Here is a 22,737-nt window from a genome sequence, read left to right as displayed (position 1 = left end):
CGCACCTGCACCGCCCACCGCTGATTCTCCCCGGGATGCCTCCTCCCAAGGTGCTGTGAGACAGTAGCGTCCCGATATGTCCCACCGCCCACTGCTTGTAAGGAAAGTCATGAAGCACTCTGCCCCTCCCGTTCCTCCCTTGGGGCTGCCCCTGCGCTCCTGGTGGTTCGTGCTCGTTTCGTTAGTCCTGTTCGCCCTCACCCTGACCATCGGCTTCTTGGCGAAGGTCTATGGTTCCCCGGGTCCGGACCTGGTATGGGATGTCAATATGATCCAGGACCGGGCCCCGGTGCTGACAGCTCTTGCCCTGGCGGTAAATGTTGTCCTCTCTCCTGCAGGTAACCTCGGCATCCTTCTAGTGACCTGCCTGGTGCTGTTGGTAGTACGCCGCAAACCTCTCACGGCCCTGGCGTTTGGTTCCACCGCGAGCGTTGGATGGCTCTCTTCGGAAATCGGGAAATTCACGGTCGCCCGCCTCCGCCCTCCCTCTTCGATCACCCACGCGCTGGTCCTGGAAAGCGGACATGACAGCTTCCCCAGCGGCCACACCGCTTTCGCCGCCTCCGTGGCGTGGGCCGCGATTCTCATCCTGGCCCGAACGCGCGGACAGCGCATCATCACAGCCGTCATCGGCGCACTGTTTGCTGTTACTGTCGCACTGTCGCGGCTGTATCTGGGTGTGCACTATCCCACCGACGTGCTGGGCTCACTGCTGATCAGCACAGCCGGCATATTGCTCTGGCTACCCCTCTGGAACAGGCTCATCGAGCCCCGGCTCCGCCACACATCACTGATCCGCAAACTGACCCCGCTTCCCCAGCCCCGCCGCGCCGCCAACAACTGACTTCAGCTCGGGCCCTTCGAATCGCGGAGGACGACGCCTCCCGATTCCACCGCACGAGCTTGGCCGTCTCGGCAACGTTCGTACGTTTTACATTGGGTGCTGAACGTTTCCGCAGGTCAGGAGTGTAAAGAATGCCATGTCCGCCCCATTGCAATGGTTACGAACGATAACGGACATTCACCGTACAGGGATCCTTAGCGTCTGATATTTCCCTTTTTTCACACCCCACCACCCCTGGTACTACAGCCAGTCCTCCGAAACCCAGACACCGGGCCCGGGACGGGCCAAGGCACCCGCCGGGAACGACGGACCTGCTGCCCGGCGATTAGGAAATAAGGTTTAATCGCATACTAAATCGCGGCCCAATAGCAAGCTAAATTGTGGCCGGGTCCAGGCGTCCCGGGTCAGCTGACGGTCACGATGAATTTGCCGAGCACGTGGCCCTGTTCGCTTTTCGCGTGCGCGGCCGCGACATTCTCCAGCGAAAAAGTTTCCCCGACCGGCAGCCGAAATTTTCCCTGCTCGAACAACGCTGCCGCTTCGGCGCGTGCTTCCGGCGCATGGCCTGGGCCCTGGCCGCCGGTGAACCGCACACCATACTCGGCGGCCCTGTTGTCGGCGATGGTGATGACCTTTCCGGCACTGCCCGTGAGTTCAATAAGCTCCGGCAAGACCCCGGAGCCCACCGCGTCGAAGGCGACATCGACGCCGTGCGTGGCAAGCTCCCGCACACGGCCGACCAGACCCGGGCCGTACGTCGTCGGGATCGCACCCAGAGAGCGCAGATACTCGTGATTCCCTTCACTGGCCGTGCCAATCACGGTGGCTCCGCTGGCGAGGGCGAACTGGACTGCGGCCAGGCCCACGCCGCCTGCGGCCCCGTTGACGAGGAGAGTCTGACCGGACTCCAGGGGCAACAGATTCAACGCCCGGCGCGCCGTTTCGGTCGACATCGGATATCCGGCAGCCTCTTCGAAGGAGAGACTCTCCGGCTTCCTCGCCCACTCAGCCAGCACCGCGTACTGGGCCGCGGCACCGGTGGTGGCGGTGCCGAAGACCTCGTCGCCGACGGCGACCTCCTCGGCACCATCACCGACCTCGTCCACGACACCCGAGGCGTCCATCCCCACCCCGGCAGGAAAACCGATCGGCATGAAGGCTGCCAGCGCCCCGCTGCGAATCTTCCAGTCGAAGGCATTCACGCCCGCCGCACGAACGGCGATGCGGACCTGGCCGGGGTTGGCGTGGGGCTCCTCGACGTCGACGACCTTGAGGACGTCCGGACCGCCGTACTCGGCAAACTGAACAGCTTTCACGGCATTCTCCCTGTGTGTGTGAGTTCGCGGCATGAGTGCTTTTCTCATAATGCCCACCGCAGCTGGGCGGGGCAAGTATTCCGGAAATATGCGGCCCCTACATCACGTACCGGCGTCGCAGCTTATCGAACTCTCCGGCAACGGCCATCAACTCGGTTCCCCCGTCGTGATATACGGCCGTCTTCCCTCATGTGCTCGGGGCAGATCCGGGACAGCCGGCAGAAGAGAGGGCGAGTTCATGGCCAGATTCGGTGGTGAGGAGTTCGTCTGGCTGCTTCCAGGAGCCAACGGCGAGGGCGCGCTGCAGGCAGCCGAACGGGCCAGGTTGGCCATCGCCTCGGCTCCGTTCCCGGGCGTGGGTTCTCTCACGATCTCAGCCGGAGTCAGGCGGACGTCGGTAATTTCGATCAGCAGTGGCAGCATCCGGCCGAAGCTGAGACCCTGAACAGCCAGCACGGATTCCGCCGCGTCTTGGAGTTCGAGCATGGAACCGGGAGCCCACACCAGATGAAGAATCCCGTCGGCGCCGAGTCCGAGCGTGCCCTTTCCACCCGCGAGCATGATCTGGGTCACGTATTACCTCCTGCGCCATGATAGCCGCGGGGCCGGTGGCTGGCTCGCGTGGTGGTTGTCAGTTCCGGGTGCGTGTCTCACCGGCTTCCCCGTGCACCGCCGCTGGCTGCAGCCTTCGGGGAACTCACCGCCGCTGCGGCGGTGATGTGGGCATGACTGGCGCCGGAAAGTTGATCGCCCGGATATCTTTACGCGCTTTACGACCAGGACCGCCAAGGTGCTGGGGCACGTCTGGGTATTCGCCGTCGCCGTGGCCATTCTGCTGGTGCGGGCGCACACCGGACCGCTGCTCGGCATCTCTGACACTGGCAGCCGGTCACTGATGATGTCCTGAATTGGCCGGGCCCGCTCCGCCGGTTACGGCCTTGGGCAGGTCAGGCTGCCCGACTCATGGCTCCGGCGAGCGGCAGCCCATCCTCGGGTGCCAGGATGCTGAGCCTGCACTCGGCCTGGAACGGATCAATGTGCTCGGGCAGGTGGTGGGACCGCGAGCAGGCGTGCAGCTGCTCCAAAGCAGCCGGGTCGACCAGGGCGTGTGTCATGTCGATTTCCATGGCCAGCCCGTCCACCAGTGCGTTGGCGCGTTTCATGACCGCATAGACGGCCTGAATGCTCCGGGACGTCACGTGGCCCTTGGTTGCGACCTGGGCCCGGGCACAATCGAGATCGACGCGGACCAGGATGCTGAGCTTGTCGTTAATGATGCCTATGCCCTCCGTGCGGGGCTGCGACGCTGCAGCCCCGCCAAGCGTAGGCATGAATTGTGATGTACGCAACAATTCGCGGCACTCAGGGTCCTGCGCGGACCCGGACCATGAAAGCCGCCCGACTGGCATGGGTCCCGGCCCCTTCCCGGTTGAGGTGTGTCAAGGATGTGAGACGTTGATAATGAGATTAGGTGTTTCGCTGGGTATGACCCGTTGTGAGACTGACGGCCGTAAGGGGCTTGTCTTGAATCTAGCTGTTGAGCTACCTAAGCGGGACAGTTTTGCGGGCGGGGTATACACGAATCTGAGATCCCAGTATCTGTATGGGATTTTGGCCGCCGGGGGAGTGACCGGGAGGTGTTGCGGTGGGGGGGACCCGCTTGCGGGGGCATCTGACGTAGAGCTTTGATGCGAGCGGATTCACGCTTCTATGTGCCCGCTAATCGTCGGGCTTCCGGGCGGGAACGAGCCGCTCTCTCAGGGACCTTCGACGCGCCGGCGTTTGTGTCCGGACGCCCTACACGACCATGGCCCATCCGCGTACCGGCTGGTGGTCACTGAACTCGGGAATATCTGCGTAGAGTTCCTCGCCATGCTCGGCCAGCGTTGCACCGAATTCCTCAGCTGAGGTGACCCAGAAGTATGCGGCACCGAGGAACGGCGCCGGTGGTGCACCCGGAGTGTCCAAACCCTGATGCACCTCGTAACGCACACAGTTCTCGCCCAGAAGGCGGGCGAACAACGGCGCATGCCGTCCAGCGAAGTAGTTGAAATCAAACGATCCATTCTCGTGGGCCTGGTACACAACCGATGCACAGAACATCACATCATGCTGTCACCGCCTCGTCGCTCCAGCAATGGGTTTCCGCTTCCGAATCCGGACGTGTTCGAACCGCGGAAAAGGCCAAGACCGTTCGAGGTTCCCCAAACGGGACCACGGAACCGCCAATCGAAGCTGCGATTTAACCGCCAAACCAAGGGTTCTGGCATGAATTTCGTGAATTGGTTGTGGTTGCGGTCATGAGAGAAGGACTCTTTGTCGGAGGAGCTGGAAGCCGGCCCGGCCGAACATCTGGCGTTTGATCATCTTGATCCGGTTGATGTGTCCTTCAACGACGCCGGAGCTGTAGGGCAGGGTCAGTCCGGCGATGACCGCGTCCCGGTCACGGTCGATGCCGTTGGCGAAGGAATGCAGATTCGGCAAGGTGTCGATGTAGACCTTGCCCAGCCAGTCCCGGAGCCGGTCACCGTGCAGCTCGGTGAGCATGGCGGCGAAGCCGCGTACGTGCGCGGTGGTGGACTCCAGCTCCGGGCAGTTTGCCAGCACGGCCTTGAGCCTGGCCCGCTCGTCTTCGCCCAGAGTGTCGGGATCGGACATGATCCAGCCAGCCACTTGCCGTGCTGTCGGCGGCGCAGGACCCGGCGAGGGGACGATTCCGGTGGCGCGGAGCGCGCGCAGGTAGACCAATACCGTGCCATAGCTGCCCCGGTAACCCCTCGCGGTGATCTGCCGGTGCAGCTCGGCGGTGCTGGCCGGGCCCTCGCTCAGCCGCTGGTGCATGTAGGGCTTGTAGGCATCGAGGATGGTCCTCCGGTGGGCCCAGGACGTGGCGGTCAGCGTGTCCGCACTGTCGGCGCGCGCATACTTGCGCACCGTGTTGTAGGCCAGGCCAAGCTCCCGGGCGGCTGCCTGCATGCTGGCGCCCTGCCCGAGGAGCTCGTGCACGCGCCGGTAGCGCTCGTGCGTCCGCCCGGAAAGGACATGGCTGGCGGCGTGGGCGTCGGCGGCCGCCTTGCCGACCTCCCCGGAAGGCCTTTGACGGTCATCGGGGACGTGCTGCGCGCCGGGCCCGGGCAGGCACAACCGGTGCCGGGCGACCTCCTTTTCCACATGCTCGCCCAAGTTGTGCCACAGGTGCCAGCGGTCGGCGACCTGCACCGCTTCCGGCGCTCCGGTGCGGGCGCCTTCCGCGTAGGCCCCGGCCCGGTCGCGGCAGATGACCTGCGCGCCCGGGTGCTCACGCAGCCATCCGGCGAAGGTGCTGGACTGCCGGTCCGGCAACAGGTCAATGGGACGGCGGGAGCCGCAGTCCACCAGGACCGTTCCGTAAACCTCGCGTTTGCGCAGTGCGAAGTCGTCCACCCCCAGCACGTTTGGCGCGCCGGCCGGAGTGGGGGCGGCCAGCAGCATCACCAGGCGGAGCAGGGTTGTCCTGCTCACCGTGGCACCCAGGACGGCGGTGAGCCTGGACCCGGCCCGCCCGGCCAGGGCCAGGCCGACAGCCTGGAGCATCGTCACCAGCGCCGGGGTGCGCCGCCCATAGCGGGTAGTCATGCCGTTGACCTGCTCGGAGAAGGTACACCGGGGGCAGCCCGCCTCGTCGCAGAACAGGCGCCGCACCGACACCTCGATGGCTACCGGTTGCCCGCCCACAGCGGTGTCCGCGATCAGGCGCAGGTAGCGGCTATGCGCCCGCCGCGACAGCGCCCCGCAGTCCGGGCACGGGAACGCACTGTCCGGACGGGTCCGGGCCGATACCCGCACCGTCCCGCCCACCCGGCGGACCCGCTCCACCAGCACCCTGTCTAAATGCGGGAACACCACCCGCAGCAAATCCTCACACTGTCGCAACGATGCCACCGCAGCGACAATCCGGCACCATTCACGAAATTCATGCCAGAACCAAACCAAGTTAACAGTCACAAGTCCTTCTCACGGAAAGGCCTGGGTTGTAGCGAAAACGGTCGATATCTCTAGTCCTCCAGCCGCTGTCCGTTATGTAGCCACGAGGGTTTTGGGCCCTGGTTGCTTCGTTGTGGTTAGCGTCTTGCGTGGTCTACTCACCGGCTAGAAACCGGATCGGTGTTGCGACGACCCCTTGAATCCGCCATGTCCCTGCAGGGGTCCCCTGTGGCAGCGAGGTCAGTGCCAGTTGCTGATCTTGACGTCGCGCGGCTCCGGGTTGCCGGTGCCGGACTCGAGAAGCGACTTCAGGCTCATCAGGAAGACGGCCCACTTGGTGCTGCAGTGGTGCATGAACTCGACCGGCTCCTTCCAGCCAACGTGGCTGAACAGGACGATGGTGTACTCACCTTCCTGCTTGATCTCCCAGTTCACCGTCGTGCCGATCCACTCGGCCGGGCCGTCGACGACCTGCCAGAGGACGCGCTCTGCCGGTTTGAGCTCGACGACCTGCATGTCGAAGCCACCCGGCTCGAAGCGGAACTCGATCACTCCGCCGACCTCGACGGATCCCTTCGTGTCGCTGGCCCACCAGCCGGACAGGCCGTCGAGCGTGGTCAACGCGTCGTAGACCTTGTCCGGGGACGAGTCCTTGACGCCGATTCTGTGGAGGATGTCCACCATGTCCTACTCCTTCGTCTTGTCTTGGTTGGTCTGGTCTTGAGTGCGCTGGATCGCCTCGGCGATCCGCTTGATGCGCCGCAGCCGTGCGTCCCAGGCCGTCCCGACCGCGGCCAGCTGGGCCACCGCGCGGGCGAACTGCGCGTCGTCGACCCGGTAGCGCATCTCGCGACCGGCGGGTGTGACGTGGACCAGGCCGGCGCGGTCGAGCACGCCGAGATGCTTCGCGACCGCTTGACGCGTCACCGGCAGGTGCTCGCTGAGGCTCGTGGCTGTTCCCTCGCCATCGGCCAGGAGCAGGTCGAGCATCCGCCGACGCGTGGGGTCCCCGATCGCCGACCAGAGGTCGTCGTCCACAGCGACCGTCATGACGACGACACCAGCCGTGCGACGTACTCACCGAGGCGGGGGATGAAGTAGTCCCAACCCTCGCTGTGCTCCTGGTAGGCCTGCTCCAGAACGGCCGCCTCCCAGCCCCGCTCGCGGAAGCCGGTCTCGGTCATCCTCACCCGGGTCCCCTCCCCCGACGGCTCGAGATCGAAGGTCACCAGCAGCGAGTTGCTCGGCCCTGGCACCGCTCCCGCCTCGTAGACCCAGCGGAACGAGAAGCGGCGCGGCGGCTGGGCGTCGACGACGATGATCGGAACGACCAGCGCCTCCTCGGGTGCGGCGCGATGGAAGACGATGCGGCCCGTGGCGCCGGCCGCCGGCTCGATCTCCGCCTCGTCCGGCCACCACTCCTTGAGGTGCTCGGGACTGCTGACGACCTCGAAGACGACCTCAGGAGAGGCATCCACGTGGATCTCGCGCTCGATGCTTCCGTACTCCATGGTCGTCCCGCTTCCTGCAATGTTTGGTTGCACATCACGGTAGTTCATGGAAATCAGATGCGCAACCCCTGGTTGCGCATATCTCCTTCAGCTGCTGAACGTCACGTCCTCGGTCGGCGTGACCGCGGCCGTGCTGGGAGGGCGAGCTGATCGTGGGGAACTCAACAAGACCGCGATTGCCACCCTGGTCGAGCGCACCACCCGCTACACAATGCTGGTCCATCTACCTGAGGGCCACAATGCCGAGCAGGTCCGTGATGGGCTGGTCAACACGATAATGACCCTGCCCGCGCACCTACGTGGCTCGCTGACCTGGGACCAGGGCGAGGAGATGGCCCGTCACCAACAGTTAGCTTCTCCTGGCTTCGCTTGTAATTGCACTCATCCCTTGGAGTCGGTGAACCGTCCGCTCAGCGTTCCCCTAACGGAACGGCAAAAACCGCCATTTCAAGCTGCGATTTAACCGTGCCGAAACCCCGTGTCGGTTCTTCCCGGGCCTCGGGGCCCGGGGCCGGTGGCTCAGCTTCCGGGCGCTACCGAACCCGTGGTGGCCGCCGGTACGGAAACAGCATGGCGCACCACCACCGCGTTGCCGGCACCAACACCTCAGGAGACCGACCCGTCCCAGAAAATCAGCGGCAGCATTGCCCACCCGGCAGGCACCGGTAGCCAGAAGCTACGGGTCTATCCCAACGGCGTCGTCAGTATGGGCAGGACCCTGTTCTCTTTGACCAAACGGATGGGTGGGCGAATCGTCATCGCTGATTGGGACCTTGAAGGCATCGTGTTCGCCAGTACCGAAGGTGAGGTCATTGCGGAGTACTTCTGGCCGCCCGAAGGCACCGCATACGTGGGGATCAGCAAGGCCCGCACCCGCTTCCGCAAATAAGCCATGCACGGGGAAGCGTCACCGATGTCCTGAGACATCGAGTGTCACCAATGTCCTGAGGCCGAACTGTCACCGATGTCCCGAGACATCACACACCGGAGTTAAACGACGGCGGCCCGGCACCCTTCACGCGAAGGGCACCGGGCCGCGACGCATTTCACGCCCGAGCCGGCGCCAGGAATCCCCTGTGGAAGGTGGGGTGGTGATTCGCCCATGGCTGTCCGGGAAAGGTCCGGCGAGGGTTCCCCATACGGACAGGTAGTGGCCGTGCATGCGACTTTGGACATTCGTGCAATCGTCTTCGGAAACTGACATTTGGAAGGACCAGTCCTGGGCGTTCCACTTCCCAGGATGTGGACAGGCCTTGGGACGTTGTAGGAATCCGACAGGGAGGGGCGTCCCTGTGGCCGGCGTTCAGGCGCCCAACCCTGACCGGGCCAGCGGCCTGCTGCCACTAATAGCCGCCGCAAGCGCTCCGGCGAGTCACGAAGTGGGGCCAGGGACAACCGCCCCACCGGGCCATCCAAACCTGTCCCAGCCAGCCGGCGTTACCGCATCCAGCAGCCGGACGAGGACAATAACTTCATGAGACTAGAACTGCTCCATATTGACGAGTGCCCCAACTCGGCCAAAGCGCACGAGCAACTTGAAGCAGCCCTTACCGCCTTGGGACGAACCGACGTTCCAGTTCATGTGCGGCTTCTGGAGTCCCCATCAGACATCAGGGACACCGGATTTGCCGGTTCACCGACGATCACCGTCAACGGAGCCGACATCTTCCCCGCTGGTGCCGCCACGAGCGATTTGGCGTGCCGGATCTACATGACCCCCAGCGGCTACGCAGGCCTGCCTACGCTTGATCAGCTAATGGAAGCCCTCAGGAACAATGGACTCTGACGCCCGCACTTGCTCCTGCTGCGGCAGAGTCATGCAGCGGCGGAAACTGACAGCTGACAGGTAGGGGAGCGGCTGATGCGCGGTCCCGTGTCCCGGGAATCGGGCCGTCGGCTGCGGGTGATCAAAGAGGTTTATTCCAGCCGTTGCATTTAGGCAATGAATCTCCTATACCTATGGTGCATGGGGTGCCCTGTTCGCCCGGTTCCCTTGCGGAGGGAAATGATGCCACACCTGACGTTCTTCCGGTCCATCGTCGCCGTCGCTCTGGCCGCCATGGGATTAACGATTGCCCCGGCACCGTCGCAAGCCGCGGACAACGCGATGCCGCCCCTCCCCGGGGTCTCGATTATCACCGCCGCCGAGCAGTACAACATCTCGCATCTGTATTACGCCGGGCCCAAGGTCCGTCTCACGTTTGATGACTGCGCGACGCAGGCGAGGCTCACCGGGATGGAGAACTGGTTGAAGGCCTACAACATCCAGGCGATGTTCTTCTTCACCGGGCGGTGCATGCTGGCGCATCCCACGTACGCGTCGCAGCTGGTCCAGGCGGGTCAACTTCTGGCAAACCACAGCTACGACCACGGCGACTATTCGCGCATGACCGCCGCCCAGATCAAGGATGAGGTCCGTCGCTACGGCAGCGTCATTCCCACGACCACGCCCAAGCTATGCAGGCCACCGTACGGCGCCGGTGCCTTCAGCGTCGGGGTCTATGACGCCCTCGCCCAGGCCGGCTGCCGCCCGGCCTTCTGGACGGTGGACACACGGGACTGGGACGGCTCGACGGCGGCGACCATCATCGGGCGGGTCAAGTACGGCGACGCCACAACCCCGCGTGTCTACCCCGGCGGGGTCATCCTGATGCACGGCACCGGTCCCCATACCCTCGAAGCACTGCCCGGCATCCGACAGGCACTGATCGACCGCGGCTACGCTACGTTCCACATCAATTGACACGATCTTTGTTACGATCCGGGACTGTTTTTTGTGGCGTCCACGAATTCGATGGGGATTCAGTCGTAGGTTGGAACCGACGACGGCGATCGGTTGGGTGTCGCCGGCCACCAGAGGACCAGATCATGTCAGAACTTGAAAGGTTTTCGTCCCGGCTGTTGACCCGGCGGGGAGCGATTGTGCTGGGGCTTGGAGCCTTCGGCGCCGGTGCCCTCGCGGGCTGCGGGGGTACGCCCACGCTGCCGGCGCCGTCGGGCTCTGCCAGCGCCAGCGGGGCGGCGGGCGGTTCGGTCATGGATCTGGCAGCCTTCGACGCCGTGCTGGCCAAGGGGGCCGTGGCCGCGGACTCCGTGGTTCAGGCCAGCGAGTGGGCAAAAGCCATCAAGGCCAAGGGGCAGCTGGTGCGCGGCGGCACGGATACCTCCACGCTCTTTTCGCTGCGGGATCCGGCCACCGGCAAGGTGGCAGGGTTCGACGCCGGCCTGTCACAGCTCCTCGCGAAGTACATCATCGGTGAGCCCAGGGAGAACCTTTCGCAGGTCACCGTGGATACGCGGGAGACGCTGCTGCAGAACAACTCGGTGGACGTCATCTTTGCCACCTACTCCATTACCCCCAAGCGCGCCGAAAAGGTGGATTTCGGCGGCCCCTACTACGAATCGAAATCAGCCATCCTGGTGAAGGCGGACAACACCTCCATCAAGTCCGTGGCGGACCTCGCGGGCAAGACGGTCGCCACGCAGAGCGCGTCCACCGGTGTCACCCTGCTGAAAGAGGTGGCCCCGGAAGCAAACGTGCAGACCTTCGATGACAACCCCAAATGCCTCGCCGCCGTTCAACAGGGCCGTGTCGAGGCCTACGTGATCGACCAATCCATCCTGTTGTCCAATGCGGCCAAGAACAAGGACGTGAAGATCGTCGGCGATACGTTCGGCAACAGCGACAAGTACGGAATCGGGCTGCACAAGGGCTCGGATGCGCTGGCCTTCGTCAACGCGTGGCTGAAGACCGCGGAGGACGACGGCTCCTGGGATGCCCTGTGGAAAGCCACCGTGGGCCAGGTCCTGAAGACAGACCCGCCGAAGCCGCCTGCCATCGGCGCCTGAGGCGCAGCAGGTGGACCAGCTGCTCACCACCTACCTCGACGAGCTGCTGGCGGGCCTCTGGGTGACGGCACGGCTGACCGCCGTCGCCTTCTTCGGTTCGCTGGTGGTAGGAACGGCCGTGGCCGCCTGCCGGGTGAGCCCCATCGTGCCGTTGCGCGCCGTGGGGCGGCTGTATGTGGACCTCTTCGTCAACATCCCGCTGATCAGCCTGCTGGTGGTGGTGACCTTCGGCCTCCCGGACATCGGCATCACGTTCGACCTGTTCAGCTGCGCCGCCATCTCCATGATCCTGCTGGGCGGCGCGTTCACCTGTGAGGCCATCAGGACCGGCGTCAATGCGGTGTCGGTGGGCCAGGTTGAGGCCGCCCGCTCCATCGGCCTGGACTTTTTCGGAGTGCTGCGCTTTGTGCTGTTTCCCCAGGCCTTCCGCAGCGTGATCCAGCCGATCGTCAACGTGTTCATCGGCATCCTGCTCAGCTCCTCGCTGGCCGGTGTCATCGGGGTGAAGGACCTCACCCTGCAGGTTTCGGAGATCAATAACGAAGCAGCCCTGGGACTGACCACCTACCTGTTGGCCGCCGTCGCCTATGTGGTCATTTCACTGCTGGCCGGCGGACTGGGAGCGCGGCTGGAAGAACGGCTGAGGGTCCAACGATGAGTACGGTAGACAGTCTCTTCGACGCCGCCGGCCCGAGGGCCCGACGCCGGATCCGGATCCTCACCGTGCTCAGCCTGCTCGGCATCGCCGGCCTCGCTGCCGTGGTTCTCCTGCGCTTCGGGCAGGCGGGCCAGCTCGCGGCCGACCGCTGGGTTGAATTCACCCAGGGGCCGTACCTGATCTTCCTGCTGGCCGGCCTGGGCAACACGGTCACCGCCGCGGCGGCGTCCGCGGTCTTTGCCTTGCCGCTGGGACTGGTCCTCGCCCTCGGCCGGCTGTCGGTGCGCACACCCCTTCGGCGGCTCGCCACGGGCTGGATCGAGTTCTTCCGCTCCGTTCCGCTGCTGCTGGTGGTCTACATCTTCGTCAGCGGACTCCCGCAATACGGGATCAACCCGGATATCTTCTGGAAGCTGGTCATCCCCATCACCCTGTGCAGTTCGGCGGTGATGGCCGAGATCTTCCGGGCCGGCATCAAGGCCCTTCCCGCCGGTCAGAGCGAGGCCGGGCTGAGCGTGGGCCTGTCCCGGGGCCAGGTCATGCGCAGCGTCGTGCTTCCGCAGGCGGTCAGAATCGTGGTGCCCTCCATGGTGGCCCAACTGGTGGTCCTGCTCAAAGACACCACCCTGGGCTACGCCGTCAGCTATCCGGAGCTGATGAAGACCTCCAACAATCTCACGGCCTACACCAACCACCTGATCCAGACGTACCTGATCATCGCCGCGGTCTACGTGGTCACCAACGTCTTCATCTCCCACCTGGCGCGGTACCTGGAACGCCGCATGTCCGGGCGGGCAGCCCGGATCGGACAGGAAGCCCTGGAAGCGGGATTCGGGTAGGCGGCGGCCGGTCAACAGCCTTTGTCGAGATCCAGCAGGCCGGCTTCGGCGGGCACCTTCATGGGGCCGTTTCGTCCGCCGGGCTGTCGTTGGCGAGTTCGACGGTTTGAACCGGGAGTTCCGGCGTGGCATGAGCCCAATCAACCGAAGGCGGCGGATCCTCGAGCTTCCGGGCCAAATCTGGCTCAAGGTCCGAGCGCAGCCAGACCCGAAGCGAATCATGCCGGCACAAAACGCTGCCGGGCACGGGGAACTGGCTCTGAACGGTCGGATTGTTGGGCCATACGATCGCGCCTATTGGTGGCCCGTCCGGGTCCGGACTCGCCAGGGTCAGGCCAGCGGCCTGCGCTATGTTCCGCGCTTTGAGGAAGGGTTCCCCCACAACGTCGGGGACAGTGACGAGGTCCGCGGCTCGCTGGTCGTCGGGCTTGTTCGGCATTTTTCCTCCTGTCGGTATTGTCCGCCCCGTTGCAGCACACCGGCAATACGGCACCGTTCGTCGGCCCCTCCAGTCGCGCTCAGTGATTAATAGGCCGATAACCACCATCGCCATCCCCATCATGCCGCCGCCGATGAAGGTGAACTCCCTGGCCCGGCTTCCGGCGGCCAGGAGCCTGCTGATGGACATGCCGGCCATGCCGGTGCCGAACCCGACGAGGACCAATGAGAGGGAGAACATCCGGATAGGAAAGCCGTCTGTCCAAAGAAGCGGCAGAAAGAGGTGCCAGGATGATCACCAGTCCGACACCGGCCGCGACCTGCAATATTCGCTCTTGAGAATTCACGGTGTGGCTCCGCCCCTGTTGGCCCCAGTGTAATCCCGGAGAAAATGCGCGGGGTGCGCGGGCAATACATAGGAACTGCCCGGTCTCCATCCACTGGGAGCCGCCGTCAAGAGACACGGCATGGTCGCAAAGACAAAGACGGGCGGTCACGGCGCGCCGCCGGACACGGCGTCTTTAGCCGGCTTCGGTAGGATGTAACAAGACGGTTGCCCGGTTTAATAAAGACCGGCCGGCCCGGATGCTTTCGAGAACGTGCCGACATCGGCAGTCAAAGTTGGGGGATACGCGAATGTCACTGCTCGACACCGAAGAAACGCACCCCCGCCTGCGGGGCCCTCTCTTGGGGCCATGCCGGACACCAGTCCGAACCGGTCCGGACGGACCTGGGGCCGGCCGGGCCGCGGGCCGGACCGCAGGCCGGGGCGCCGCCCGGCCGACCTGCTTCCGCTCGCCACCCGGCTGGCTGCGCCGTTGGCCCTTGCCGGGGTGGTGGCCCTGGTGGCCGTCTGGCTCGGCGTCTGGTCCAAGCAGGGTGTCGACTTCAGCGTCTACTGGCACGGCGGCAAGATCCTCAACGGGGCCGGCCCGGCGGCGTCGGACCTCTACGGATCCTCCGTCGCCGGGGCCGGCGGACCGGGGCTGCCGTTCACCTACCCGCCGTTCGCCGCGCTGCTCTTCAGCCTGCTGGCCCGGCTTCCGGAAAAGCTCGCCCTGAACCTCTTCAACACCGCCGGGGCCGTCGTGGCGGTCTGGGTTGCCGTCCGCGCAGTCCGCTACTGGAACGCCAAGTCGGACTGGCGCAGCGCCTTCCGCTCCACCGGCGCCCGCTGGGCTGCCCTCCTGCTGGTCCTGGCCGTGCTGAACCTTGGCCCGTGGCGCGAGACGCTGGCTTTCGGCCAGATCAACATCCTGCTGATGGGCCTGATGGCCGCGGACCTGCTGGCACGCCACCCGCGCTGGACCCGGGCCCTGCCCGGCAGCGGCTTCCTGGTCGGCGTCGCGGCCGGCATCAAGCTCACGCCGCTGGTCTTCGGCCTCTACTTCCTGATGCGCAAGGACTGGCGCGGACTGCTGAACATGGGCGCCGGCTTCGCCTCCACCGTACTGACCGGGTTCCTGCTGCGCCCCGCCGAATCCCTGCAGTTCTGGCTGGAAGTCCTGCCCGACACGTCCCGGATCGGCGGCGCCGGCTACGTGGACAACCTGTCCATCAAAGGCACACTGCTGCACTTCGGCGTCCCCGAGACCGCCGCCCCCGCCCCCGCCCCCGCCCCCTGGCTGGTGCTGAGCCTGCTGGTGGTGGTGCTGGCCGCCGTGATCATCAAGACCGCCAGCGACCAGGGCGCCCGGGTCATCGCCATCTCGACGACGGCGCTCACCATGCTGCTGATCAGCCCCGTCTCCTGGGCCCACCACCGGGTCTGGGTCGCCGCCGTGCTTCCCGCCTTCGCCTGGACCCTGCGCGGGACGCCGGCCCGGTACCGGATCACGCGCTGGCTGACGGGCGGGGTGGTGGGCATCTCGGTGCTCGTGTTCCTGCTCCCGCCGAAGACCATCGGCACCGCCCTGGGCGCGGAAAACCTGGACATCCAGACGCCCGGGCCCTGGATCATGGCCTCCAGCGCCGGCGTCTTCTGCGCCCTGGCCATCCTGGCCTGCTGGCTCGTCGTGCTGCGCCGCGGATCCCTGGCACCGGCCTTCCAGCTCCACGGGGACAGCTCCCCGGCCAAGGTATCGCCGGTCTTGCCGCCCCTCGGATGGTTCAGAAGTCCGGAAGATCCGCTGTCCCGTAGGCGCAGATGAGCCACGCAATGGTGAAGATTGCCGCCGGATGGCTGTTGTGCCTGATGCTGGCCATCGCCGCAGCCGTTCTTGCCGTCGGCCTCGTCAACAGCACCATCGCCGGCCCGCAGCAGCCCGTCCGCGACTACCTGGGCGCCCTGCAAAATGGCCAGGGCGGAAAGGCGCTGGGACTGCTGCACGCCACAGTCCCGCCCGGCAATGCCGCCATGCTGGACGGGACGGCGCTGCAGACCGCCGCGTCACGGATCGAGAACGTGAAAATCGGGGACGCCCAGGAGCGCCCCGGAAACCAGGTCACGGTGCCCATGGAGTACAGCATCGGCGGCAGCCCGCTGCGCACCGAATTCCTTCTGGCGAAGACCGGAACCCAGTGGCTGTTCTTCAGCACCTGGGCCTTCGTGCCCGCGCAGCTGCCCACCGTGGACGTCACCGTCGTCAATGCCGTCCAGGCCACTGTCAACGGGATCCCGGTGAACCTGCCTGATGGCAGGAATTCCTTTGCCGTGTTCTACCCGGGCGAGTATGAGGCCACCCTGATCGGCGAACACTTCGCCGCCCCGGCCCGCCGTGGCACGGTATCTTCGGCTGCCGCGCCCTCCGCCGGGCTTACTCTGCTGACTGTTGCCACGGAGAAGCTGAAGGCCGACGTCGGGACGATGACCAGCGAATACCTGGACGTTTGCGCCGCCGAAGCGAGCAAAGAGCAAAGGCTTCAGCCGGACTGCCCGTTCTATCACGTCACCACTAACCGCGTCGTTCCCGGCACCATCCAGTGGGCAGTCAGTACGTACCCCGAAATCAGCATCGAGCCCTTCGGCGGGCGCTGGGTGGTTGCCCCGCTTGACGGCAAGGCCAGGGTCACCGGACGCCAGATCGACCTCTTCACCGGCGCGGAGTTTCCCCTGGACGAAAAGGTGGATTTCAGCTTCACCACCCGCCTCGACATCACCGCAGACACCATCAGGGTCACACCGCTTCTGACCTACTAGAGGCCTGGAACCGGACCGGTCGTCCGTCTTGCTAGGATCGAAAATGGACGGAATGAATGCGGGTCCGGGAAACATGCCGAATACCAGAGTTGAGGTTCATTATGGTCCTTCAGGATCGGGCAAGGGCAACGCGGGAGGCGATCATTGCCGGGGCGGCAGCGGTCTTTGAGGAGCACGGCTACGGCAGTGCCAGTCTGGCCCAGGTATCCAATGCGGCCAGGGTGACCAAGGGGGCGCTCTACTTCCACTTCCAGTCCAAGGAAGATCTGGCCAGGGCCGTGATCGAGGAGCAGCACCGCATCGTCGTCGCGGAGAGCGAAGGGATCCTCGCCGAGCACCGGCCTGCCCTGGCGACCATGATCCTGATGTGCCGCGCGTTCGGGCTCCAGCTGGTGCACGAGCCGGTTGTCCGGGCAGGCATCCGTCTCACGCTGGAAGCGACAGCATTCGGCCAGCCCGTGCAAAAGCCGTACGAGGACTGGATCGCTGCCATGGAACAGCTGGCCGACCGGGCCAAGGAAGAAAAGCAGGTACGGTCCTCCGTTGGCTCCGCGGCACTTGCCAGATACCTGGTGGCGTCGTTCACCGGGGTCCAGATGGTCTCCGGTGTCCTGGCCGGCCGCGCCGACGTCATGCAGCGGATCGAGGAGATGTGGGCCATCCTGCTGCCCGGGATCATGCATGAAGATGCCGACGAGGACCCGCAGGCCCTGTCCGGACTGGTTGCCACAGAAAGCGCATAAACCGGGTAACCGGATTGTTTTTCCGACGTCGACCGTTTACTCTTGGCTGGGCGCTGGCGGGTCTTTTACCGGGAGCGGCCGCCGGGCACGGTAAGCCGGCAGCTGTGCCGACGTAGTCATTGGGGGCGTCGGCACAGCGGTCCTTCCGCCTGCCGGCAGGCGGCCGGTCAGGCGCGTTCGAAGCCGAGCCGGTCGCGGACCAGTTTCTCCACGATGGCGGCGTGCTGCTTGTCCGCGTGGGGTCCGGTGGACAGGGTTGCCAAGTATGCGACGTAGGCGGCGGTGCGGGTGTCGTAGGCTGCTGCGCGGGTTTCGAGGGCGAGGGCCAGGGTGGCGTGGGCCTGGGCGAGTTCGATTTGGAGTTCCGTGCTGCCCGGGCGTTGTGCAAGGGCGGTTTCGGCAGCTGCCAGCAGTGATTTTGCAAGGTCCGCGTGTTCGTTGGCCGCGTGCTGGCCGAGGTCGGGTTGCATGGGGTCAGCCTTTCGATGTGATCAAGGGCGGCGGGGGAGAGGCCGCCCGCCATGGGCTAGTTGCTAGAAGCGGATGGCGTCGATCACCTTGATCCGGACTGCCACGAGGGCAGGTATTGCTCCGGCCAGTGCACCGACCAGTACCGCCGATCCCAGGCCCAGCATGGCAGCTTCAACCGGAAAGGCAGGATATTCAGTCAGGCCCGGCGCGATCTTGGACTGGATCCAGGGGTTTTTGACGACGGCGACGGAGAGCATCACGCCGACGATCCCGGCCACCGCCGTCGCCACCACGGATTCCATCATGACGCCAAGGAAAATACGCCGGGACGTGGCCCCAAAGCTTCGGCGGATGCCGATTTCGCGCACGCGGTACCGCACGGTGACCATGGAAATGTTCAGCATTCCGACCGCGCCCAGGAGCAGGACCAGTCCGGCGATGCCGCCTACGGCGAGCTCGACCGTGGCGAAGGGATCGCCCTGGCTCGCGTAGTCCATCCGGTCGACCTGCGCCTGCATGCCCGGGAACTGCCGTTGGAGATCTGACGTGACGGCGGCCTTGAGCGTTTCGGCCTGGCCGTCCTGGACCCAGAATTTGAACTGCCCAGGTCCTGCCCCGCCGATCCCGGCAGCCCCCGCCCGTTCCGCGGCGCCCGTCAGCATATACGCCGACGGCGGCATCTCCGGGTACAGGTCAGGAACCACCCCGATCATCACCGCGGTTGTTGCCCGGCCGCCCGCCAGCTTCACCGTCGGGTTTGTGACCAGGTTTGGCCGCCCGGCGGCGTCGTAGAACGCCTCTGACACGACAAGTGCCGGGGCGAGCCGTTTTTCGTCGTCGGCCGCAAACCAGCTTCCTTGGCTGACCTCCAGCCGGTGAATGACGCCGTAGCCCGGATCCACGACCTGGAGCTGCACCTGCTGCACGCCGCGGGGGAACTGGAATCCCTGCTGGGCTTGGGTCACATGGGTGTAATGCGCGATTCCGTAGCGGTCGATGATGCCCCGGTAGGCGTCCTCGAGTTTCTGCGGATCCGGCTGGGTGGGACCGTAGACTCCGATGCCCAGGGTTGCGGAGCGTCCGCCGTTGCGCTCGGAGGCCGCTTTGAAGCCTTCACGCGCCAGATTTCCAAGGCCCACCACCGAGGTCAGGGCCGCGACCGAAAGCGCCACTCCCAGCAGTGCCAGGAGGATCCGGGTCTTGTTGATCCGCAGTTCCTGCCAGGCTTCCACGAGGGCCGAAATTATTCCGGTCATGCCGTCACCCCCGCCGGGATGGCGGCCGGGGTGAGAACACCCGATTCCAACCGGTAGCAGGCCCGCGCCAGGGCGGCGACATTCACGTCATGGGTGATGGTGATGAGGGCGGCACCCGATTCCGTCGCCACAGTGTCGAGCAGGGCCATGACGGACTGCCCGGTGTCCACGTCGAGGGCGCCGGTCGGTTCGTCCGCCAGGATCAGGCGCGGCCGGCGGACCAGGGCCCGTGCTATCGCGACTCTTTGCTGTTCCCCGCCGGAGAGCATGTTGGGCAAGGTCTGTGCACGCCGGGCAAGGCCGACACGGTCCAGGATGTCCATGGCGATTTCCCGGCGCCGCCAGAATGCAGGGCCGCGGGCATAGAGCAGGGGCGTGACCACGTTGTCCAGGGCGGTGCGGCCAGGCAGCAGGTTGAATTGCTGGAAAACGAAACCCACCGCCTCGCCCCTCAGTTTTGCCCGGGCGTTGCTGTGGAGCTGCCGCACGGGCGTTCCCTGGAACGTGAGTTCACCACTGGTGGGGAGGTCCAGCAGCCCGAGCAGGTTGAGCAAGGTTGACTTTCCGCACCCGGATCGTCCGATCACCGCGGTGTGGTCACCACTGTGAACAGCGAGGTCGACGCCGCGAAGAATGTGCAGTTCCTGGTCGTCCGGCAGCAGGACGGTCCGCGTCACGCCTTTGAGGGACACCAGTTCCTCCACGGTCAGCCTCCGGTCCGGTACGAGCCGGGCCCGGCGAACTGCGGTCCCGTTGGCACCTGTGCCGGGGCACCGGGAATGAACTCAAGGACGGCTTCCCCTTCGGCCAGGCCGGAGACGACCTCGACCATGGAGCCGTCGTTGAGGCCCAGCTGGACCTTCCGTTGCTGCGGCCCGCCGGCCGGACCGCCGGCAGGACCATTGGCGCCATTGCCGCCGGGCTCGGGAGCCGTGCCCGACCCGGCCAACCAGACCAGGCCTTCCTTGACACTGCCCTCCACGGCCGTGAGCGGCACGGTGATGACATCGGCGGCCTCGCCGGCTGTGACGGTCATTGTGGCGCCCAGTCCCGCAAAAACCTCAACCTCAGGCGGGACGGCGCAGCTGAGCGTTCCGGTGGGCGTTCCACCCTGCTCGGGGATACCGCCACCAGGCACGGGGCTCGCGGCGTAGGGGACCGAGCGGCTCACACCGCCGGAAAGACCCCCGGTGGCATTGCCTTGAGCGCCGGCGGCGCTCGTCAACACCACGGAGGCACAGGTAAAGGGAGCCGGGCCGCCCACCACGGAAATCTGCGCGGATCCGGGTTTGGCCAACAGCCGGTACTGTTGTGCGGCGTCGACCGAACCGCTGACCGTGAAGGTCCCGGGGTTGACCGTTCCGGCAGCCTCGCCCACGCTCACCTGCTGGTCGATGAGCACCGTCAGGGTCTCCAGAACACCCGAAGCCGGAGCCAGCACATCTGTATACGTATAGGTGGGGGAAGCAACCGGCCGGACCTGCGCGGCGGCTGCGCCGCCCGGCTGTCCCGTGGCCGCCGTCGGCTCGGAAGCGACCCGCGCAGTGGGCTCAGGCTGAACTTCGGCACGGACCTGAAACAGCCGTTCCCCGGAGTTCACGTTGGTCCCCGCGGCCAAATAAATGTGTGTCACCACTCCGGCAGCCGTGTTCCGGACGCCGACCGGCGCGTCACTTTGCACAGTTGCCGTGACCTGGACTTTATTGGTCACGGTGGCCCGCGTTGCCTGGATGACGGGAACGGCGACTTCGGCCGCCGGACCGGCCAGGGCCTGCTCCGGCTTCATTCCGTCGACGAACGCAATCTTGACCAAGGCCACTGCTATGACGGCGAACACGGCCAGCCATGCCACCGGCATGACGACACGCCTGAAAATCCTCATCTCTGCCCCAATCGGTAACTCCCCACAGAACCTCTGCGAGAGATGCATTCACAGCCTATAGGGCCATCGTGCCGGAAACGGTCAGCGACGCATCAGTCCGGCGAGGCGGTCATGCCTGCTGGTCCAGCCAGGTCGTGGATGGGCCTGCCGCAGCGGCCGCTTCTGATTGGAACAGTTGCCGGGACCGGGGGTAGCGTCGAGGGATGACTCCTGGACGCCCCGTACCGCCGCCCCTTGCCAAGCCGCTGCCCGACGTCAACGGCGCCGGACCCGCCACCGGCGCCCGGCTTGCCACCGGAGCCTCCCTTGCCGCCGCCTACGGCGCAACGTCCGACGGCAGCGGACTCGTGCCGCTGACCGTCGCCCGGCGCGCGCCGAACGACGACGACGTCGAGATCGCCATCGAGTTCTGCGGGCTGTGCCACTCGGACGTCCACGCCACCCGGGGCGAATGGGGAACCCAGAACTACCCGCTGGTGCCCGGCCACGAAATCGTCGGCCGCGTCAGCCGGGTGGGATCCGCCGTGGACGGCTTCGCCCCCGGCGACAGGGTCGGCGTCGGCTGCCTGGTGGATTCCTGCCGCGAGTGCGAGAGCTGCCTGGACGGACTGGAGCAGTACTGCGAGAACGGCATGACCGGAACGTACGGCGCCAAGGACGCCCGCAACGGCGATGCGATCACCCAGGGCGGCTACTCCACCTCCATCGTGGTGGACCGCCGCTACGTGCTGCGGGTCCCGGAGAGCCTGGACCCCGCCGCGGCCGCGCCGCTGCTCTGCGCCGGCGTCACCACGTTCTCCCCGCTGCGCCACTTCGACGTCGAGGAGGGCGACGTCGTCGGCGTCGTCGGCCTGGGCGGCCTGGGCCACATGGCCGTGAAGCTCGCCAAGGCGATGGGCGCGGAAGTGAAGGTCTTCACCACCTCCGAGTCCAAGATTGCCGCGGCCCGCGCACTCGGCGCGGATGACGTCATCCTCTCCCGCGACGCCGCCGCCATGGCGGCCGCTGACCGCAGCATCGACGTCATCATCGACACCGTCGCCGCGCCGCACGACCTCAACCCGTACTTCCGCACCCTGCGCGTGGACGGTGCACTGTTCCAGCTGGGCCTGCCCTCCGAGGCCATGCCGCCGGTGAACCCGGGCGCGCTCATCGGGCGCAGGATCGCCTACGCGGGCTCCCTGATCGGCGGGATCGCCGAGACCCAGGAGCTGCTGGATTTCTGCGCCGAACACGGCGTCGTCTCCGACGTCGAGATGGTCCGGGCGGACCAGCTCAACGAGGCCTATGACCGCATGGTCGCCGGCGACGTGAAGTACCGTTTTGTTTTGGACACCAGCACCCTGGGGTCACCTACGGAAAGGGCCGACGCATGAGCACGCTATTCACCAGGATCATCAAGGGCGAGATCCCCGGCCGTTTCGTCTGGCGCGAGGACGACGTCGTGGCGTTCCTGACGGCCGGCCCGCTCGCCGACGGCCACACCCTGGTGGTCCCGACCGAGGAAGTGGACCGCTGGACGGATGCCTCCCCTGAACTGCTGGGCCGGGTCATGGAGGTGGCCCGGAAGATCGGCGCCGTCCAGGTGGACGTGTTCGACGCCGCGCGGGCCGGACTGATCGTGGCCGGCTACGAGATCAACCACCTGCACGTGCACGTGTGGCCCTCGAACTCGATGGCGGACTTCGACTTCGGGTCCGCGGACCAGCACCCCGAGCCCGCGAAACTGGATGCCAACGCGGAGAAGCTCCGCGGGGGCCTCCGCGACGCCGGCTACGCGGCGCACGTCCCCGGCGCCTGAGCCCGGACGGCGTCCTACACAACGATG

At 65.8% G+C, this 22,737-nt stretch carries 26 protein-coding genes and 1 pseudogene; 15 read left to right on the top strand and 12 right to left on the bottom strand.

Annotation, left to right across the window (positions count from 1 at the left end):
• Nucleotides 1-109 precede the first annotated feature (109 nt).
• Nucleotides 110-844, top strand: coding sequence for a phosphatase PAP2 family protein (locus J9611_RS05650; RefSeq protein WP_211878452.1), 735 nt, complete (start codon nucleotides 110-112; stop codon nucleotides 842-844).
• A gap of 404 nt (nucleotides 845-1,248) precedes the next feature.
• Here the strand turns inward: J9611_RS05650 and J9611_RS05645 are convergent, their stop codons facing one another.
• Nucleotides 1,249-2,160 carry an NADP-dependent oxidoreductase gene (locus tag J9611_RS05645; RefSeq protein WP_307857030.1) on the bottom strand — a complete coding sequence of 304 codons (912 nt, stop codon included), beginning with the start codon at nucleotides 2,158-2,160 and terminating at the stop codon, nucleotides 1,249-1,251.
• Nucleotides 2,161-2,191: 31 nt separating this feature from the next.
• Here J9611_RS05645 and J9611_RS22695 point away from each other — a divergent pair, with 31 nt between their 5' ends.
• Entirely contained in the window at nucleotides 2,192-2,605 is a 414-nt protein-coding gene (locus J9611_RS22695; protein WP_372447764.1) for a GGDEF domain-containing protein, read from the top strand.
• Nucleotides 2,606-2,917: 312 nt separating this feature from the next.
• Nucleotides 2,918-3,067 carry a low affinity iron permease family protein gene (locus J9611_RS21735; protein ID WP_307857032.1) on the top strand — a complete coding sequence of 50 codons (150 nt, stop codon included), beginning with the start codon at nucleotides 2,918-2,920 and terminating at the stop codon, nucleotides 3,065-3,067.
• Nucleotides 3,068-3,107: 40 nt separating this feature from the next.
• On the opposite strand, the gene J9611_RS05635 is transcribed toward J9611_RS21735, so the two are convergent.
• The 6 genes from J9611_RS05635 to J9611_RS05610 all read right to left on the bottom strand — a co-directional run bounded on the left by J9611_RS05635 (nucleotide 3,108) and on the right by J9611_RS05610 (nucleotide 7,667).
• A complete protein-coding gene (locus J9611_RS05635) occupies nucleotides 3,108-3,491 on the bottom strand; it encodes a hypothetical protein (RefSeq protein WP_246527416.1) in 384 nt (127 codons plus the stop codon).
• A gap of 466 nt (nucleotides 3,492-3,957) precedes the next feature.
• A complete protein-coding gene (locus J9611_RS05630; RefSeq protein WP_211878448.1) occupies nucleotides 3,958-4,263 on the bottom strand; it encodes an EthD family reductase in 306 nt (101 codons plus the stop codon).
• Nucleotides 4,264-4,458: 195 nt separating this feature from the next.
• Complete coding sequence (locus tag J9611_RS05625) at nucleotides 4,459-6,042, bottom strand: ISL3 family transposase (protein WP_211878446.1); 1,584 nt, start codon at nucleotides 6,040-6,042, stop codon at nucleotides 4,459-4,461.
• 321 nt (nucleotides 6,043-6,363) lie between these two features.
• Entirely contained in the window at nucleotides 6,364-6,807 is a 444-nt protein-coding gene (locus J9611_RS05620; RefSeq protein WP_211878445.1) for an SRPBCC family protein, read from the bottom strand.
• 3 nt (nucleotides 6,808-6,810) lie between these two features.
• The gene (locus J9611_RS05615) at nucleotides 6,811-7,161 is read right to left on the bottom strand and encodes an ArsR/SmtB family transcription factor (RefSeq protein ID WP_307857029.1); all 351 of its coding nucleotides are present in this window, start codon (nucleotides 7,159-7,161) and stop codon (nucleotides 6,811-6,813) included.
• A gap of 8 nt (nucleotides 7,162-7,169) precedes the next feature.
• Nucleotides 7,170-7,667 (bottom strand): SRPBCC family protein, encoded by a 498-nt coding sequence (locus J9611_RS05610; RefSeq protein WP_307857028.1) that lies wholly within the window; start codon nucleotides 7,665-7,667, stop codon nucleotides 7,170-7,172.
• A gap of 101 nt (nucleotides 7,668-7,768) precedes the next feature.
• On the opposite strand from J9611_RS05610, the pseudogene J9611_RS05605 reads away from it, so the two are divergent.
• The 7 genes and pseudogenes from J9611_RS05605 to J9611_RS05575 form a co-directional block, all read left to right on the top strand.
• Nucleotides 7,769-7,989, top strand: a pseudogene (locus J9611_RS05605) (transposase); the annotation flags it as partial.
• A 189-nt stretch (nucleotides 7,990-8,178) separates the two neighbouring features.
• A complete protein-coding gene (locus J9611_RS05600; protein ID WP_211878441.1) occupies nucleotides 8,179-8,523 on the top strand; it encodes a hypothetical protein in 345 nt (114 codons plus the stop codon).
• A gap of 585 nt (nucleotides 8,524-9,108) precedes the next feature.
• The gene (locus J9611_RS05595) at nucleotides 9,109-9,420 is read left to right on the top strand and encodes a thioredoxin family protein (RefSeq protein WP_211878439.1); all 312 of its coding nucleotides are present in this window, start codon (nucleotides 9,109-9,111) and stop codon (nucleotides 9,418-9,420) included.
• Nucleotides 9,421-9,639: 219 nt separating this feature from the next.
• On the top strand, nucleotides 9,640-10,377 hold the full coding sequence (locus J9611_RS05590; RefSeq protein WP_211878437.1) for a polysaccharide deacetylase family protein: 738 nt from the start codon (nucleotides 9,640-9,642) through the stop codon (nucleotides 10,375-10,377).
• Between the two features lie 125 nt (nucleotides 10,378-10,502).
• Nucleotides 10,503-11,483, top strand: a complete 981-nt coding sequence (locus tag J9611_RS05585) for a glutamate ABC transporter substrate-binding protein (RefSeq protein WP_211878435.1) — start codon at nucleotides 10,503-10,505, stop codon at nucleotides 11,481-11,483.
• A gap of 10 nt (nucleotides 11,484-11,493) precedes the next feature.
• Nucleotides 11,494-12,141 carry an amino acid ABC transporter permease gene (locus tag J9611_RS05580; RefSeq protein ID WP_211878433.1) on the top strand — a complete coding sequence of 216 codons (648 nt, stop codon included), beginning with the start codon at nucleotides 11,494-11,496 and terminating at the stop codon, nucleotides 12,139-12,141.
• Nucleotides 12,138-12,980, top strand: coding sequence for an amino acid ABC transporter permease (locus J9611_RS05575; protein ID WP_211878431.1), 843 nt, complete (start codon nucleotides 12,138-12,140; stop codon nucleotides 12,978-12,980). The genes J9611_RS05580 and J9611_RS05575 overlap by 4 nt, the downstream gene beginning before the upstream one ends.
• 58 nt (nucleotides 12,981-13,038) lie before the next feature.
• Here J9611_RS05575 and J9611_RS05570 read toward each other — a convergent pair whose 3' ends face one another.
• Complete coding sequence (locus tag J9611_RS05570) at nucleotides 13,039-13,659, bottom strand: PASTA domain-containing protein (RefSeq protein WP_211878429.1); 621 nt, start codon at nucleotides 13,657-13,659, stop codon at nucleotides 13,039-13,041.
• A gap of 454 nt (nucleotides 13,660-14,113) precedes the next feature.
• On the opposite strand from J9611_RS05570, the gene J9611_RS05565 reads away from it, so the two are divergent.
• The 3 genes from J9611_RS05565 to J9611_RS05555 all read left to right on the top strand — a co-directional run bounded on the left by J9611_RS05565 (nucleotide 14,114) and on the right by J9611_RS05555 (nucleotide 17,300).
• A complete protein-coding gene (locus tag J9611_RS05565; RefSeq protein WP_211878427.1) occupies nucleotides 14,114-15,568 on the top strand; it encodes a glycosyltransferase 87 family protein in 1,455 nt (484 codons plus the stop codon).
• The gene (locus J9611_RS05560) at nucleotides 15,565-16,557 is read left to right on the top strand and encodes a hypothetical protein (RefSeq protein WP_211878425.1); all 993 of its coding nucleotides are present in this window, start codon (nucleotides 15,565-15,567) and stop codon (nucleotides 16,555-16,557) included. Before J9611_RS05565 ends, J9611_RS05560 begins: the two co-directional genes overlap by 4 nt.
• A gap of 101 nt (nucleotides 16,558-16,658) precedes the next feature.
• The gene (locus J9611_RS05555; protein WP_211878424.1) at nucleotides 16,659-17,300 is read left to right on the top strand and encodes a ScbR family autoregulator-binding transcription factor; all 642 of its coding nucleotides are present in this window, start codon (nucleotides 16,659-16,661) and stop codon (nucleotides 17,298-17,300) included.
• A gap of 167 nt (nucleotides 17,301-17,467) precedes the next feature.
• Here the strand turns inward: J9611_RS05555 and J9611_RS05550 are convergent, their stop codons facing one another.
• From J9611_RS05550 to J9611_RS05535, 4 genes are all read right to left on the bottom strand, one after another.
• Complete coding sequence (locus J9611_RS05550) at nucleotides 17,468-17,770, bottom strand: hypothetical protein (RefSeq protein ID WP_211878421.1); 303 nt, start codon at nucleotides 17,768-17,770, stop codon at nucleotides 17,468-17,470.
• 63 nt (nucleotides 17,771-17,833) lie between these two features.
• Nucleotides 17,834-19,027: an ABC transporter permease gene (locus J9611_RS05545; RefSeq protein ID WP_211878419.1), complete on the bottom strand. Its 1,194-nt coding sequence runs from the start codon at nucleotides 19,025-19,027 to the stop codon at nucleotides 17,834-17,836.
• Nucleotides 19,024-19,722, bottom strand: coding sequence for an ABC transporter ATP-binding protein (locus J9611_RS05540; RefSeq protein ID WP_211878498.1), 699 nt, complete (start codon nucleotides 19,720-19,722; stop codon nucleotides 19,024-19,026). The genes J9611_RS05545 and J9611_RS05540 overlap by 4 nt, the downstream gene beginning before the upstream one ends.
• Before the next feature lie 11 nt (nucleotides 19,723-19,733).
• Nucleotides 19,734-20,909 carry an efflux RND transporter periplasmic adaptor subunit gene (locus J9611_RS05535; RefSeq protein WP_211878417.1) on the bottom strand — a complete coding sequence of 392 codons (1,176 nt, stop codon included), beginning with the start codon at nucleotides 20,907-20,909 and terminating at the stop codon, nucleotides 19,734-19,736.
• Between the two features lie 203 nt (nucleotides 20,910-21,112).
• On the opposite strand from J9611_RS05535, the gene J9611_RS05530 reads away from it, so the two are divergent.
• Together J9611_RS05530 and J9611_RS05525 are read left to right on the top strand one after the other, a co-directional pair.
• Entirely contained in the window at nucleotides 21,113-22,285 is a 1,173-nt protein-coding gene (locus J9611_RS05530; protein ID WP_211878415.1) for an NAD(P)-dependent alcohol dehydrogenase, read from the top strand.
• Nucleotides 22,282-22,710: an HIT family protein gene (locus J9611_RS05525; protein WP_211878414.1), complete on the top strand. Its 429-nt coding sequence runs from the start codon at nucleotides 22,282-22,284 to the stop codon at nucleotides 22,708-22,710. The genes J9611_RS05530 and J9611_RS05525 overlap by 4 nt, the downstream gene beginning before the upstream one ends.
• Nucleotides 22,711-22,737 lie beyond the last annotated feature (27 nt).

It is taken from the genome of Pseudarthrobacter albicanus (assembly GCF_018224015.1).
GTDB classification, from domain to species: domain Bacteria; phylum Actinomycetota; class Actinomycetes; order Actinomycetales; family Micrococcaceae; genus Arthrobacter; species Arthrobacter albicanus.
This window is presented reverse-complemented; position numbering and strand designations above follow the sequence as displayed.

Bases quoted from the DNA above. Each gene is read 5' to 3' on its own strand.
- J9611_RS05585 (WP_211878435.1), top strand. From the start codon at position 10,503: ATGTCAGAACTTGAAAGGTTTTCGTCCCGGCTGTTGACCCGGCGGGGA.
- J9611_RS05590 (WP_211878437.1), top strand. From the start codon at position 9,640: ATGATGCCACACCTGACGTTCTTCCGGTCCATCGTCGCCGTCGCTCTG.
- J9611_RS05570 (WP_211878429.1), bottom strand. From the start codon at position 13,659: ATGTTCTCCCTCTCATTGGTCCTCGTCGGGTTCGGCACCGGCATGGCC.
- J9611_RS05635 (WP_246527416.1), bottom strand. From the start codon at position 3,491: ATGCCTACGCTTGGCGGGGCTGCAGCGTCGCAGCCCCGCACGGAGGGC.
- J9611_RS05535 (WP_211878417.1), bottom strand. From the start codon at position 20,909: ATGAGGATTTTCAGGCGTGTCGTCATGCCGGTGGCATGGCTGGCCGTG.
- J9611_RS05630 (WP_211878448.1), bottom strand. From the start codon at position 4,263: ATGTTCTGTGCATCGGTTGTGTACCAGGCCCACGAGAATGGATCGTTT.
- J9611_RS05525 (WP_211878414.1), top strand. From the start codon at position 22,282: ATGAGCACGCTATTCACCAGGATCATCAAGGGCGAGATCCCCGGCCGT.
- J9611_RS05530 (WP_211878415.1), top strand. From the start codon at position 21,113: ATGACTCCTGGACGCCCCGTACCGCCGCCCCTTGCCAAGCCGCTGCCC.
- J9611_RS05595 (WP_211878439.1), top strand. From the start codon at position 9,109: ATGAGACTAGAACTGCTCCATATTGACGAGTGCCCCAACTCGGCCAAA.
- J9611_RS05560 (WP_211878425.1), top strand. From the start codon at position 15,565: ATGAGCCACGCAATGGTGAAGATTGCCGCCGGATGGCTGTTGTGCCTG.
- J9611_RS05650 (WP_211878452.1), top strand. From the start codon at position 110: ATGAAGCACTCTGCCCCTCCCGTTCCTCCCTTGGGGCTGCCCCTGCGC.
- J9611_RS05575 (WP_211878431.1), top strand. From the start codon at position 12,138: ATGAGTACGGTAGACAGTCTCTTCGACGCCGCCGGCCCGAGGGCCCGA.
- J9611_RS05565 (WP_211878427.1), top strand. From the start codon at position 14,114: ATGCCGGACACCAGTCCGAACCGGTCCGGACGGACCTGGGGCCGGCCG.
- J9611_RS05620 (WP_211878445.1), bottom strand. From the start codon at position 6,807: ATGGTGGACATCCTCCACAGAATCGGCGTCAAGGACTCGTCCCCGGAC.
- J9611_RS05545 (WP_211878419.1), bottom strand. From the start codon at position 19,027: ATGACCGGAATAATTTCGGCCCTCGTGGAAGCCTGGCAGGAACTGCGG.
- J9611_RS22695 (WP_372447764.1), top strand. From the start codon at position 2,192: ATGAGTGCTTTTCTCATAATGCCCACCGCAGCTGGGCGGGGCAAGTAT.
- J9611_RS05550 (WP_211878421.1), bottom strand. From the start codon at position 17,770: ATGCAACCCGACCTCGGCCAGCACGCGGCCAACGAACACGCGGACCTT.
- J9611_RS05555 (WP_211878424.1), top strand. From the start codon at position 16,659: ATGGTCCTTCAGGATCGGGCAAGGGCAACGCGGGAGGCGATCATTGCC.